A 14,917-nucleotide genomic window follows, 5' to 3' on the forward strand; every position below is an offset into this window, starting at 1 on the left:
TTCGCAGCCCTACTCGGGGTGGAATCCACCACGGTTACAAATTGGCGAGCGGGTCTGAGTTCAGTCAGGCCGCGCTCAAATACGCAGGCCATACTCGACACGACCTTTGATCTCCGGGCTACACCGGATGATAAGGCTCGATTCGACCAGATCGTGTCCGAAGGAGAGGCGGCGTGGCGGAAACGACACTTGCCGCAAACCCGAAAACCAGCTGCGATGATTAACCACCCCGGCGGCTCAATTGCGGATAGCTTGGATAACGCCGCGCGTGAGGACAATATATTTCGATTGCGGCGGGTACTCATGGGATGCATTCCGAGTACGCCACCGGGTACCGAGCCAGAGTTCACCTCTTCGGTAATGCACGTGTGGGATTTGTTCTTTTCGGCTCAGTTCAGCGAAATGGAACGAACGCTCCCGACCGTCCTAGCGAGCGCATACAACACCATTGAGGACACTGGGGGCGAGTTACGACGACAGGCCAGCATTTCGCTTGCCCAACTATTGCATGCTTCATCAAATCTCTTGGGCTACGCGGGACAGACGGACCTGGCATCGTTGGCACTTCTCCGCGCTGATATGCTTGCAGCGGAAAGCGGCGATGAACTGACCCGAGCCGCGATAAAAGGTTCGCAGTCATGGCTTTTGGCGAAAAATAGCATGTACGACGATGCGGCAGCATGCGCCGAAAATGCGGCTGCCGAGATAGAACCGCGTTTGTCCACGGCTACAGCACGCCAGGTCGCCATCTGGGGAGAACTTCTGTGCTATGCGGCATTCGCCGCCTCTCGATCGGGGGACTACCGCGAAGCGCAAAGGTATCTGCGTCTGTGCGACGCAGCCGGGACGCAGCTGGATGACGAGTATGTAGGTAGGCCCGAGGTATCTAACGTGTTCGGTCGCACCTCGGCCGCTAGCTTTGGCGTTATCAACGAGACTGTGGCCAGTCGGCCGCGTGAGGCCCTGAAACTCGCGGCTGTTGTCAGTGGTGGCGGTACCGGAATTCCGCCCACGCTACAAAGCCGCAGGCTCATCAATGTTGCCCAAGCGCAGATCCACAATCGAGACGATGCGGAAGCTGTTGACACACTCCGCGACGCGTACTCGATGGCACCGGAATTCGTTGGTCACATTCCCCTATTTCACACGCTGACCCACGAGCTATTGACCCGCCACGGTCGACAACGAGTGGACGGGCTTGTCGATGTTGTCAAATACCTCGGTGCATCCATCCAACCCGTAGGAATCCAACCTTGATTGTCAACCCCACCGCCTTTACTATCCTCTGTTTCGGCGACTCCAACACCTTCGGACAGCCCGATGAAGGGCGCGGCCGGTGGCCAGCCGACGTGCGATGGACGGGGCGGCTACAACAACTTCTCGGTACTGGATACGCCATTATCGAGGAAGGTTTAGGTGGTCGCACCACCGACTTGAACGACCCCGATCGCGACGACCGTAACGGCCGTAAATACTTTCAACCATGCCTGCGCAGCCACTCACCCCTGGACATGGTGGTCATCATGCTTGGGAACAATGATCTAAAAACGAAATTTGGTCGAGAAATAGATGATGTAGCTACAGCACTTGAGGGCTACATCGACAACATCGAGCGCACAGCGTGGACCCGCACCGGCGGAGTTCCTGCGGTACTGCTGGTTAGCCCGATCCATCTTGATGCAACCCAGCCTGCGTTTGCAGAGCAAAGTTCCGAATACGACGCCGACTCCGTGCGCAAATCGCGCAAACTCGGTGATGCCATCAGCCGCGTCGCTGGCAGGCGCGGAGCTTTGTTCGTCGACGCAGCGACAGTCGCGCACCCGGGAACCGACGGCGTACACCTCAGTCATGACTCACACGAGCGGCTTTCGAAGCTGATCGCCCAGATGATCGCCGGGTTAGAGCAGTTCGGCGAACGCTGACCGACGCGTCGGGCGTCCTTGATGCGCTGGCCCGCACCGGCCGTTTCGGCGTGTATGCGGGCTAGAAGATAAGCGGGACACAGCGGGCGGTGTCTGCACGGCCGGGCCGACTTTCTCGTCGCCTGTTGCAGCGCGGCAGCTTCGACGCCGGTCCGTTCCCGCGCTCATATCATGCCGCGCCCTGCTTTCCAGCGCCTGACCTGGGAAATGACTACGGTACGCCTACGGTAGGCCACCACTGTGCCGTTCCTGCCGATGCTGTTTGCGGGCCAAAATTTTCACCAAAACGCGTCTTCGGGGGTAGTCATGGCGAAGCCGCCGGACCGGCTGTCCCTCGTTGTTGGAAGTGTCATCAGGGAGGCCCGCGCAGAGATATCTCAACGAGCTGAACTCGCACCCGTCCGCGGCGAGGCGTGACCAGCCGGGCGACGAAGGCATACGGCCCGCCCCCGAGTGGTCTCCGAGCGCCGACCACCCGAGTAGCGCCACGACGTGGTGGCGCAGACATCAATGGTCGATAGTTCGACCCCGTGCGGTCATCCGGGCGTTCCTACCGGACCCGACGGCGAGCACGATCGTGGCGCACAACCGATCTCGCCTCCCGCGCAGGGTCTCGCCCGGCTCTCGAGGCTCCCGGTGGTACTGAAATCGAAAGGTTGGAATCCATGACCCCCATGCCTCTCGCCGAGGTCGCCCGCGCGGTTCGCGGTCGGCTCGACACCGTCGACGATGCCCAAGCGTCCGTCACCGCAGCGACTGCGTTCGACTCCCGCCAGGTCGAGGATGGCGGGCTGTTCGCCGCGCTGCCCAGCAAGCGCGTCGACGGCCACGTCTTCGCCGCCGCCGCGATAGAGAAGCGCGCGGTCGCGGTCCTGGCCTCCCGCCCGACCGGCACCCCGGCGGGCGTCGTTGAGGACGTGGTGACTGCGATGAGCGATCTTGCCCGCCGTGGCCACCCGCTACACCGGCCGGGTGCTGGCGATCACCGGGTCGGCGGGCAAGACCTCCACCAAGGATTTGCTGACCCCAGATCCTGGCCCGACACGGCAGTGTCGTGGCCACCGAGCGGTCGTTCAACAACGAGATCGGGTTCCCGCACACCGTGCTGCGGGTCCAGGCCGACACGGACTTCCTCGTCCTGGAGATGGGTGCGCGCGGGCGCGGCCACATCAGCTGGATCGACAACTTCTACAACACCCGAGCGCCGTCACTCCTACCTCGGCTACCTCAGCCCCACCGAGTATGAGACGCTGTGGCTCGACATCCAACCAAGTCCTCAACTCTCGTAAGCGCGGACCGACGAGCGGGGGCCAGATCAGGTGGTCGCATCATCGGGGACCGCTCACGACGATCTCACTCCGCGCGGACCGCCGCTCGAATATCCTCGCTCGGGTGACGGACGACGAGCATCGTCCCTCCTCCTTCCGTCCGTGCGGTCTGGAGGCTACGACAAGGACGAGGTCGATGCCTTCATCGACGTGGTGGGGGAAGACTTGAAGCGCGTGACGGACGAGAACCTCGACCTCAAAGTTGCTCTCAGAAAACCGGATCTGATGATTGCCGAGTTGCAGTCCCAGCTCGCAAGCAAGAGGGTGCCGGTTAGCGTCGAGCTGCAGGTGGGCTCACCCGTTGCGCATCACCGGGGCGTGGCCGCATCTGCTCATCGCCCCCGTCTCGCCGCCCCCGGGTTGCGCCGAAGCGATTCGACTACGGTGGCCTGCTGATCAGCGGGCGTCAAATCATGATCTCCGCAACTCAGGTCAGGCTCCACATTGCTCAGGCAAGTAGCAGCCGATGCGGTCGCCGCTGGGTGCGGCCTTTAGCAAAATCATAACGGTCGCGAGGATGCTCTGTCTGGCATGAATCGGCTCGCCTTCCCATTCCAGCTGATCACCAGCGAATCCCGCGCCCGCGTCGCCGCGACGAACAACAGCGACCGGGCCTGCTTCATCTCGGCGCGGTACCGCGCCGGGTCGCTGGTCTTGAACGCTAGGATTCGTGAGGACGGCAAGACCCCGTCTGCGACGCCGGCGAGGATCATGCGCTGGTACTCCAGGCCTTTGAACCGGTGCATGGTGCCGACGTGGACTCGGGCGTCGCGATCGGCCGGGCCGTCCTGGCCGATGATGGTGACGGAGATGTCGGAACTGAGCAAGCGCTTCTCGACTTCTCCGGTCATCCAGCGCTCGGGAACGGCTATCCCGATCGAACCTTCACGCCAGGCGTGGACCTGATCGGCGATGCCGTCGAGCTCGGCCGCCCACAACGGGTAACCACGCCGGTCCGGGAGCGGGCCTTGCAGGACCGATCGATAGCCGTCGAGGTTGTCCTGACCTTCGTCTAGGTCGTCCCATTCCTCGTCGCCGACGAGCGCGGCTGCAACACCGAGGATTTGGTGAGTGGTGCGGTAGCTGAGGGTGAGTCGGGCAGAGCGACCGCGGATGTTGATGCCGAGCTGGCCGAGCGACGCTTGCTGGCCGTAGATCCGCTGGTGAGTATCTCCGGCAATGAATAGGTCGTTCGGGCCTTCGGCGGCGAGGCCACGCAACATCCGCCAGTGGGCGGGGCTGAGGTCTTGGGCTTCGTCGACGACGATGTGCTTGTAGTAGTGCTGCCACCCGGAGGTGGGGTCGGCGGTTTGGAGGGCAGCACGTTCGGCGGCCTGCCGCAACGTCCACATACCTTGCTGGTCGAGGCGTTTGACGAAACGTTCGACCAATGCCCAGATCGCGGCACGCTGTTCACGGCTGATGCGCTGGCCGCGGCCAGCCCGGCGGGCCTTGAAATACTCGGCGCGGGTCGCCAGGCCCTGCCCGAGGATGACCTGACTCCATTCGTCGTTGAGGAACTGGGCGTCGAAAGTCTGCTCGCCGATCTCGGTGAGCATATCCTCCCATTCCTTGATCGTCTTAGTGTCGTTGATCCAGTTCCGGCTCTCGCCTTTGAGCGAGCTGGAGGCGATCTTGACCGCCAGCTTATCGATGGTGGAGATCTCGACCTGGTCGAGGAGGTGGGGGCCGGCGAGGTCAAGCAGCCGCTGCCGGAGATCGGCGGCGAGATTGGTGTTGAAGGTGGTCAGCAGGATGTCTTTGCCCTCGGGCGCGGGCCCGTACTCGGCCAGTCGCTTCACCCGGTGCAGAGCGACGATCGTCTTGCCTGTGCCAGGGCCGCCGCTGACCCGGGCGGGGCCTTTGTAGTCCCGGTCGACGATCGCGCGCTGCGTGGGGTGCAAAAACACCTTCCAGCGGCCGAAGTCGCCTTCTTCGAGGATCTCCTGCAGTGCGCTGTCCTCGGTGGTTACGGTCGCGGGCCGGGCCAACGCGGCCTGGTAGTCGTCGGCGTCGACGGTGTCGGCTGCGGCGACGGGCGCGGTGATCTGCTTGAGCACCTCCTCGGGGGTTTTTCCGGCGAACAGTTCCAGCAGGACCTCGCCGGTGAGCTGTGGAGCGACCAAGATCAGCGACTGCAGTTCGTCTTCGGTGGTGACCTTGCCGATCAGCGGCAGCAGGGGTTCGCTGACGCCCAGTCCGAGCAGTGTGTTGTCGGAGAACGGCTCGAACAGCGGTGCCGGCGCGGCAGCGGGTTCCGGCGCGACCGGGACCGCTTCGGCCGCGGTGACGAGGTCGACGAACTCGATACCGCCGGTGACGGGGTTGACCTGGTAGGCGTATTCGTCGAGGTTGTTGTAAGCGCTCTGCCGGGAACTGACCGACACCACCATCCAGTCCGCTCCCCCGGCGTGGAGCAGCAGCGCACGATAGGACTGGTTGATGCGGGCGGAGAATAGTTTCGAGCCCTGCAACTGCTTAAGCTGCAGCCCCGGATGTTGCGGGTTGTTACGGAACTTGTGCTGGAAGTCCAGGACCGCACCCTTCACTGCCCGGGGCAGCTTCAGCATCTCGTTGTATGCCTTGTCGAGTATGCGCAGGTTCGCGGCGCTCACCGAACTCCTCCGATCACTTCTGTGACATCGTCTGCGGCGCAAGCGGTCACGGGAACAGGTTGCCAGACACCACCGACAAGTTCGGCCATCACCCGCTCAGCCCTCACCGTCGATCAGGGCGCACAGCTCGTCGGCGGTCCATACCTCCGCGGACCGGGCGTGCCATCCCGCGTGCCGGTAGGCATCGAACGTCTCTGCATCCTCGGCCAGGACGACAGCGACGCGTCGCATGGGCCACGCCAGCTCTGCCTGCCAGGCATGCTCACCGAGCTCGTAGCCGACCTCCGGCACCGGTGCCCCCCGCCCGGCCAGAGCCGTGACGAGTTCGGGCAGACCAGGTTCGTCGGCATCGATGATGTCGAGGACACTCTTCCATTGCTCGGACATGCCCGTGTCCGCCGCATCCGGCGTCGCGGTTGGCCGGTACACGACGGGCAGTGTCTTGTCGTCGAGGTCGTCGTCGAGCGGGATCTGGCTGAGCATGGTGAGCGCGCCCGCGCCACCGGCCGCGGCGAGGCCGTCGGCATCAAATTCGTCCAGCGTGGACAGCGCGAACTGTCCGCTGTCACCCGCGCCGAAGTCAAGGAACTGCACCAGGTTGCCCCAGTACAACCACCGCCGCCACCGCTGCTTGTGAGCGTCCGGGTCTGCCGCGATCGTGGCATTCCGGTCGTCGATGAGGGTGAACGCGCTGAACACCCGTGCCGTGCATTGATCGAGCACGACGGCCAGGTCCGGGGCATCGAAGGTGATGATCTTTCCCGCCACGCTGGGCGGCATCGGCTGATGCTGCAGCGCGGCCAGCAGTCTGGCGGGAACGCCGTCGGTGTCGGAGCCGGACTTCGCGGTGGCGGTCGCCAAGGCACCTGCGACGACTGCCTCGGCGCGCGAGAGCCAGAGCGCCGGACGTGGGTCCGCCAGGTAGGACAGCAGGGTGTCGATCGGGTTGGTCCACATGGTGTCCACCAACTCGTCAGGGTTCCGCCCGGACTGGGCGTAGAAGCCACGGGCGCCGCTCTGGGCATTACCCTGATAAGGCGCGTTCAGCGCTTCCCGGGTGTCGGGCGCGGCGAATCCGCGATCCTCCCACTGGTTGAGGTCGTCCCACGTGAACTGGACCACCAGACCGCGATGTGCCCGCAGCCGAGCCCGTTTGGCCGCATCGTCGGCGATACGGTTGTGCTGGGTGGAGGCGTGGAACTCGTAGCCGTCGAGGTAGATCGACACCTCTTGCGGCCTGTCGTCCATCGAACGGAACACCACGTCCGGGCGCGTGCCGCGGATCGTGTTCTGCAGCAGCATCTTCCAGTGCCGAACCTGACCGTCGGGCCCATCCAGCCGCAGGTCCGCAGTCCGTTTGCCCCCAACGAACTCACCGCGGGATAACGTCGCATGCGGTGTGCGGGCCGCCCACTTGGTGACCCCCTCGAGGAACCGCGCCTCAAGCTCGCTCTCGACCTGATCCCACAGCGAGATCTGATCAGTCGCGGTGACCTCCTGGACGCCCCACTCTCCCAGCAACTCGTCGAGCATCTCGACGGCCGCGAGTCGACTGACCTTCCCGTACCAATCCGGTTTGTCGCCCGGAATGTGCGACAGCAGACACCGATGGCACGCCGCCTTCGTCGGTACTTCGTCCTTACATGGGCAGTGCAGCACGACGTCCCGCGCGTCCACGAGCACCCGGTAGAAACTGTCCCGGTCGTTCGGCTCGTCCGGACCGCCGGCGCGGGACAGCCGATGCAGGTAGCCGGTGCCACCGGGCAGGGTGTCGTGCAGCACCAGGAACCGGCGCCGTCGCCCGGTGTCGCTGTCCGGCATGGTCGCGGTCGCGATCTGCAGGTGCGACGGGTCGCCGCCGTAGCGGCGGGCGACGCCGGCCATCAGCGCGGTATGGAAGGTCGCGGTACGTTCCTCGGCCATCAACGTGGCGATCGGCAGCAGGATCCGCAGTGCCTCGGTGTCGAGTTCGTGGGCGAGGATCAGGGCCAGGTAGTCGGCGTCCTTGGCCGATCGCCGGAACGGGCACCACGGCCGATGGTGCCGCCGTGACGGGTCCAGGATCGACGGCGCGGTCATCGCGTTCGAGGTAGTGGGCAGACCATCGGTGGTGGTGCCACCACAGGCGGGGCAGGTGTGGAACGGGTTGAGCCGCACCAGTTCCCCGGCAACCGCGTCGCCAGCAGGCCGGTCGAATCGAGTAACCCCAAGGTTGAATCGGCGGACCACGGCACGGCGGGTGAAGTCGACACCGAACACCGCGCTGGTGTGCCGCCACGACCCGGGCGCGATATCGGCCGCGTCGATGTCGACGGCCACGACGGTCTCGTAGTAGCGGCGGTCCCGGTCGTCCTGATCATCGCGGATCCGGACGTCGTCACGGCGGTCGTGCGCGGTGACCCGGGTCGGGACGAGCACCTTGTGCAGGGCACCGACCTCGCCGATGCCACGCGACTTGCAGCGGGGGCACGCCGAGGCGTCCACGTCGGCGGCCAGCGTGCGAACATGCCCGCATTCGGGGCACAACCGCCAGTACTGCCAGGCTGGGCGGGTGTCGGTGCCCACGTCGAGCCCGCTGACGCGGTGCTGGTAGCCGCGCATGTAGAAGGTGTTGCCAGGAGCGAGTTCGGTCAGCGCGGTCCGTGCCGGCCGACGGTATTCACGGACTTCGCTGTGGTATTCGCGGTCGCCCTTGTCGTTCATGTCGTCCCAGGTGACGGTGGCGTCGAGGGTCGTGGCGTTGTCGATCAGTGAGTAGTTCGGCAGCAATCCCAGCTCGACCAGTGCGCCTTGGGCACTCTGCGCGCCGATTTCGTTGATGCGCTTGGTGATACCTTTGCGCTCGCCGATCATCGCTTTCTTCACGATCTTGTTCTCAGCGTCCTCCGACGACGCCGCGACCGCGGCGTCGATCCGGTTGACGCGTTCTCGCAGATCGGTCAGCCGCTCGTCCCACACCGCGCACGCCGCGGCCACCGCGTCGGCGAGTCCACCGGATGCGAAGGCCCGCACATGATCGGCGGCCTCGGCGGTGACGTTGTCACCGAACAGATCGAGGAACGGTTCGACCGCGTGACTAGCGAGTGCTGCCGACACGAAGCCGACGAGCCAGCCTGTGTCGCCGAAGAGGGCTTTCGCTCGCCGCGGTAGCGGCAGCGCGCCCGGCAGCTGTCCGCGGGCGGCGAGGTCGACCAGGTGGGCGAAGTACTGCCGGCGCAGGATCTCCACCGCCGACAGGTAACTGCCCGGCGGGATGATCTCACCGTCGATCATCGCCAGCGGCTGGTCGAGGAAATACAGGTCCCTGGGCCGTCGGCCGACGAGGGTGACCAAGAAGGCATTGCCGGTCTTGCGGCCGGCGCGGCCGACCCGCTGCACGTAGTTCCCCGGCCCCGGCGGCAGGGAGGCGAGGACGACCGCCGACAGTTCACCGATGTCGATACCCAATTCGAGGGTAGGCGTGCACGACAGCACGTTGGGGTCGCTGTAGCGGCTCTGGCTGGCGAACTGGTGCTCCACGGTCTCCCGCTGAGCGCGGGTCAGCGCACCGGTGTGTTCGGCGGTCACCACCCGCAGCGGCTGATCCTCGAGGTAGAGGCGCCGGTAATAGTCTCCTGCGTCGAGCCGCCCCTGCCGCAGGTGACCGCCGCAACGGTAGCGGGGGCACGGCTGCCCGAGCCAGTCGCCGACCAGCTCCGGGTGCACAGTCTGCTGCCACGAGCACCGGTCGCAGGCAACAGCCGCGTCGGCTACCTCGTCGTGCTCCAGGAACCGCACGCTGATATGGCCCGGCTGCAACCCGTAGATCTGGGTCGAACCATCCGCTGCCGCCCGCTTCGACAGCACCTTTTCGCCGGCCAGCATCGGAAGCAGCTTCGACAGGTATTCTCCTGCTTGACCTTTCGCCAGGCCGAGGCAGCGGGTCGCCCAGTCCTGCATCCAGCTCTGATCGGATTCGATGCCGTCGAACTCCGAATTCGGCCTCGCCCGGTCCCGGACGAAGGTCGGCGCGGAAAGCTTGCTCGGGAACGCGGGCATACCGTCAGGACGACGCCCCCAGATGGTACCGAACCGTTTCGTCCCAGCGTTGGCGATCCACTCGTCGAGCCACTTGTGCTTGATCGCACCCCGGTAGCGCATTCGCTCAAGCAGGCCACGCACGAACACTTGATACCGGTCCTCGGACTGGGGCTCGATCATGCCGGACAGCGTCAGATGGAGATCGCGAGCGAGCGCGGCGATCATCTCCGGCTGCTCAAGCACCACCTCGGCCGCAGCGGTGCCGGTCAGCTCTAGGGTGCGGCCCTGCCGAGACCGCAGCCCGAACTCCAGCAAGGTCTGAAACGCGAGCCGGTCACCGATCAGGTCCCATGCCCGCCTCGACCCCGAGGTCTCCTCCGCGAGGATCGCGTCGATCTCCGGCAGACCGTATATGTCGGGCGGGACGACCGACGGCAGCACCGCGCCGTCCGCCGCCGCCAGCGCGAGTTCGGCGAGCAGGTCGTTGAGCCGGATGGTGGACTCGGAGTCCAGGCGGCTGGTGATCAGGCGCCGCAGCGAGAACGCGTGCGCGCGGGACGCCACGAATCCGGCCCGGTGCGCGGCGTCCTGGACAGAGTCGTTGAACAGCAACGTTTTACGCTGCGCCAACTCGAGTTGGGCACCGGAGAACAGCTGAGTCACCGCGACCGACGCCAGGCTCGCGAGACCGGCACCGAGGTAGCGGATGCCCTCGTCTATCCCGCAGGCCGGGCAGCGGTCCTTCTCCGCGCTGCGGCAGGACTCCGGGGTGGGCGCGAGGTCTGCCAGCACGAAGACGGTGTGCGGATCATTGTCGGTCTGCGGGTTGACCGGCCGCACCCGGTCTCCCTCCAGGACCTGCAGACCTCGCACGGTAGCAGCGACCTCTTGCTGTGTCGCCCAGATCATCGGCCGGACTCGCTTGTGCTCGGCACCGACACTGGCCCGGTAGATCTTGTCCAGCGCGGTGACGAGCAAGTGCGGGTCCTTTTCCGGCGAGTACGCCGCCCACCCCGATCGTCCGCAGTGCCGGCAATACACGGCCGGCAGCCGGAGCTGACCGAGGTGCTCGGCCAGCGAATCATCTTCCCGCACCGGCAATTCGCCCTCCCACGCGAACGCCGGCACACTGTCCACCATGCGAGTCAACCGCGACACTGCTCGCACCCACATGTGCGTCTCGATCAGCAGCAGCGGACGCTGCGGATCGTCGGGGTCCCGGGCCACCGACAGCAGCGCGATGAACCGGGCCAGCGCGATCGCCGCTCGGCGCGGGTTGTCGCGGATCGCGACGCCCCAGGTGTAGGCGCCGCGGCGCGGCAGCAACTCCAGGATCTGCGACATCGTGCGCGGGCTGCCATGAGGCGGCACATCATTGAGCACCTGCAACACCGCATGGGTGAGGATGTGGCTCTGCAGCACCGCACCGAGCTCGTCCGGCTTCAGATCGGTACGGCCGGTGACGACACCCGCGACGTCGTGCATCGCGGTCGGACTCGTCGCCGGGTCCGGGCAGGTCCACAACTGCTCAGGGGTCGGCAGCGGCAGCTCAAGGTTCAGCTCGGCCATGAACTCGTCGACCGTCAACCGGTCCTCGCCGATCACCGACTCCGGACCGAACGGCACCCCGAACACCTTCGCGGCGACCTCCCGGATCTCCGCGCTGTCGCCGCCCTCACCGAGGGTCGCCGACGTCGCGACTGGACAGATGTCGCCGAGCGGCGCACCGGGCCGGGAATTTCCGGTCGCGGCAGCCAAGCGGCGCAACAACATCGCCACATCGGTCGCCTGAGCACCGTCGTAGGTGTGGAACTCGTCGACCACGATGAACGCGATCCGCGAGTTGTCCCACAACGGCAGATCGTCGGCGCGCTGCAACAGCAGGTCGAGCATCTTGTAGTTGGTGATCAGGATGTCCGGTGGGTTGCGCCGCATCTCCGCGCGGCTGGTCATCACCTTCGGATATCCGACCTCGGGTGTGTCGCCGAGGTAGAGGCCGGCGGTCACCGATTCCAGCCCGGTCATCGACAGGTAGTCGTTGAGCCGCGACGCCTGGTCGGTGGCCAGCGCGTTCATCGGATATAGGAACACCGCTTTGATCCCCGACCGGCCAGCCGCGCGCTCGCGCCGGCAGTGGTCGAGGACCGGGATCAGGAACGACTCGGTCTTGCCCGATCCGGTGCCGGTGGTGATCAGCGACGGCTCCGCCGCTTTTCCGACGGCGCTCAACCGCTGCCACGCCTGGGCCTGATGCAGGTGCGGCACGAAACCAGCGGGCGCCCACCCCAACGGGTTCACCCATCGCGCTTCGTCGACCTTCCGAAACTTCGTCCGGACCCTCAGGTACGGCCCCCGGAAGATGCCCTGCTTCGGGTGCTCGAGGAACCGTTCCAGCGCTTCCCGGACCGCCGGCTCGGCGAGCGCGAACGTCGTGGTCAGGTACTGGGTGAGTGTGCGCCGGAGGTCGTCGGCCGCGAGCGTCGGCTTCATGCAGTCACCTGTTGCGCGGCAACGTATACCGTCCCCCGTGATGTCACCGGACGAGCCTACCCGGCCGGGCGCCGAGGATCTTTACGACCCGCAGAATGACGAGTGCCGCTGAGGCTTCCGACTTGGCCCGGTCTATGCCGACCGTCAGCTCGACGGGAAACCCAGCTTGTCGAAGAACGCCCGATTGCGCTCGGTCGCGGCGTTCAGCAACTTGTCGAACGAGATGACCTCGATGTAGGCGCGGGCCGCCCGGTTGAAGCCGAAGTAGCCCATGCCGTCCTGAGTCGGATCCAACCCCGCGTACTCGCACCTGTCCTTCATGGTCGTCGTCAAGTCGGCCAGAATGTAGCAAAAGGCTGGCAAGTTCTCCGAATTCGGGATGGGACGCCCTGCAGCGGTCGTCACTCCGCCCGCCCGAATCCGCTTCACATAATCGAGCGACTGATGAATCGGATCCTTGCCCTCGCCGGCGTCGTTGCGCATCGGCCGCTTGATCTCGACGACGACGATCGAGGACAGCGGCATCGTTGAACCACTCGCCGTCAGCACCGGGGTGTCGACCAGCCTGGTGGAGACGATGTCCGGCTCTCTCGTCGAGTCCGAGCCGGTGATCGGCATGCTCTTCAACGTCTTGTCGGAGGCGAGGTAATCGTGGAACGCCAGCCGTTCGTCGATGATCCACAAATTCGCCGCATCGGTGCCGATCTCGTTCGAGTCGGTACGCATCGGCATCAGCAGGGAGTGGATGGCGTCCTCACGGACGTACTGCCCCTGGTCGTTCAACTTTATGAACTTGTCCAGGAACCCGAGAATCACCTTCCGGCGTGCAACATAGGCAGCAAGGTCGGACTTGTTGATATCATCGATGGTCTGCAGGCACTTGGCAAGCTCTTCATCATAGTTCTCGGGCGGAGTGGATCCAGACTCCGCGAAAAGCCGCTGGCCCTCCACCAGGGCATTCGCCTCCAACTGTTGTAGTTTGCGGTGCAGCAATTGCTCAAGTTCGGAGTCCTTCGTCGACGGGTCCACCGTGACGCCGAGGTCTCCGAGCCGAGCAAGGACCGGCCGATACCGCGGCGCACTGGTGCTGACGAACCGGTCAACACGGGCTTTGCCCTCATCACGGGATTTTTCGAGCGGACCAGCCAAGATTCGCTCGATCTCGGCCAGCACAGCCGACCGGATGTCTTCCATGCAGATGCTGTCGTCGAGGGTGCCGTCGATAGGGCGGTCGACCAGGTCGAAGGCCGTCCGGTCGGAACGCACATTCGAGTCGAGATAATCCGCAGTCAGATAGCAGACGTAGGTGAACTCGACGCCGGCATCGTCCTTCAGCCTCCCGTGTAGACCAGCCACCTTACCGGTCAGGTTGTCCTCGAACACGACGCGATTCGCCGCACACCAGTTCAACCGTGGCTTGAGGTTCCGGTTGGAGGACTTCAGACAGAGGCTCGTCAGGTCGAACTTCTCGCCCTTCACCTCGACCGAGACCGGCTCGTATGCAGAGAAGGCGAAGTCGTGCATCAGGTCGCGGAGATAGATTGTCTCGTCGCCGTCGACGATCGACACCTCCGGCGCACCACCCGGGCGTAAGTAGTACCAGATGCAGTGCTCGAAGACCTCTCGGGCGATGATGGCGACAGTTTTCGGCGCGCTGCGTTCAAAGGACTTTCCGAATCCGCTCAGGTGAACGCGACTGCCGACCTCGCCACAACCTGTTGGCACTTCCTCATGCTCGACTCCGCGAGCCACCGAGAACCGGAATCCGACGTCCTTGACCTGGTCGCCTTCCTCGACCTCGTAGGTGCTGCGTACAGCTACTTTGTCGAAGGCTTTGAGCCACAACAATCGACCGACACCGCGGCAACCGAGACTCGACTTGTGGTCACTGTCCAGCGTTTCGAAGGAGGCGATGTTGTCCGGCGTGAACCCGATGCCGTTGTCCTCGATCACAAACCCGACGATCGGCTTCTGCGCTCGGCCCGCACCGCCCAGTCCAAGATCGAACTCCCCCTGATCACTGCGCTCGATCGTGACCCTCAGGCGCCCATCGGAAACGTCCGACGCGAAGCGCGCATCGATCGCCTGCAGGCCGTTGACTATCGCCTCCAGCAGTGGCAGCAGCGAATGACTCTTAGGGAGACTGGTATTGCGCACCCGCCCGGCGAGTGACGTGGTCAGCGCCATCGTGCCCTCTTCTCCTGAACCGAAGTACCCACCCTAACGAATGTCCAATTGCATCCCGGTACTGGCGACGCTCGATGCTGTCGATTGCCCGCCGACACGTGAGGGACCCCCACGGACGCGCCGACTGACCCCGTTGGCCCGCCCAGTTCCCCGCTGCGGACATCATCGTACCTGAGCAATCGCCGGTCAATGGCCGACGACACAGCCGCACACCAGCAGACTGGAACGACTGTCCTACTATCCGCGACTGGTCTCCCGCGTGCCGAATTTGATGACGCCAGCCCGACCGATGCCCAGATCGCCGACCACCTCAACGCCGACTTCCCGTCGGTCTCGACCACCCGGACCGGGAATC

The 14,917-nt window shown here is 64.9% G+C and carries 7 protein-coding genes and 1 pseudogene; 5 read left to right on the forward strand and 3 right to left on the reverse strand.

Translation table 11 applies throughout. The annotated features are described in order from the left end of the window. Window positions 1–18 precede the first annotated feature (18 nt). From IU450_RS32860 to IU450_RS32875, 5 genes and pseudogenes are all read left to right on the forward strand, one after another. Entirely contained in the window at window positions 19–1,257 is a 1,239-nt protein-coding gene (locus IU450_RS32860) for a hypothetical protein (protein ID WP_195153605.1), read from the forward strand. Then, window positions 1,254–1,922, forward strand: a complete 669-nt coding sequence (locus IU450_RS32865) for a GDSL-type esterase/lipase family protein (RefSeq protein WP_195153606.1) — start codon at window positions 1,254–1,256, stop codon at window positions 1,920–1,922. The genes IU450_RS32860 and IU450_RS32865 overlap by 4 nt, the downstream gene beginning before the upstream one ends. Window positions 1,923–2,596: 674 nt before the next feature. Beyond that, window positions 2,597–2,818, forward strand: a pseudogene (locus tag IU450_RS41430) (Mur ligase domain-containing protein); the annotation flags it as partial. A 137-nt stretch (window positions 2,819–2,955) separates the two neighbouring features. Further along, the gene (locus tag IU450_RS40255) at window positions 2,956–3,168 is read left to right on the forward strand and encodes a Mur ligase family protein (protein ID WP_228835480.1); all 213 of its coding nucleotides are present in this window, start codon (window positions 2,956–2,958) and stop codon (window positions 3,166–3,168) included. 184 nt (window positions 3,169–3,352) lie between these two features. Continuing rightward, window positions 3,353–3,646, forward strand: coding sequence for a DivIVA domain-containing protein (locus IU450_RS32875; RefSeq protein WP_195153607.1), 294 nt, complete (start codon window positions 3,353–3,355; stop codon window positions 3,644–3,646). A gap of 104 nt (window positions 3,647–3,750) precedes the next feature. On the opposite strand, the gene IU450_RS32880 is transcribed toward IU450_RS32875, so the two are convergent. From IU450_RS32880 to IU450_RS32890, 3 genes are all read right to left on the reverse strand, one after another. Beyond that, a complete protein-coding gene (locus IU450_RS32880) occupies window positions 3,751–5,865 on the reverse strand; it encodes a UvrD-helicase domain-containing protein (protein ID WP_324197912.1) in 2,115 nt (704 codons plus the stop codon). A 96-nt stretch (window positions 5,866–5,961) separates the two neighbouring features. Further along, window positions 5,962–12,375, reverse strand: coding sequence for a DEAD/DEAH box helicase (locus tag IU450_RS32885; RefSeq protein WP_195153608.1), 6,414 nt, complete (start codon window positions 12,373–12,375; stop codon window positions 5,962–5,964). A gap of 144 nt (window positions 12,376–12,519) precedes the next feature. Then, window positions 12,520–14,562, reverse strand: a complete 2,043-nt coding sequence (locus IU450_RS32890; RefSeq protein ID WP_195153609.1) for an ATP-binding protein — start codon at window positions 14,560–14,562, stop codon at window positions 12,520–12,522. Window positions 14,563–14,917: the final 355 nt, after the last annotated feature.

It is taken from the genome of Nocardia abscessus, from assembly GCF_015477775.1.
Classification (GTDB): domain Bacteria; phylum Actinomycetota; class Actinomycetes; order Mycobacteriales; family Mycobacteriaceae; genus Nocardia; species Nocardia abscessus_A.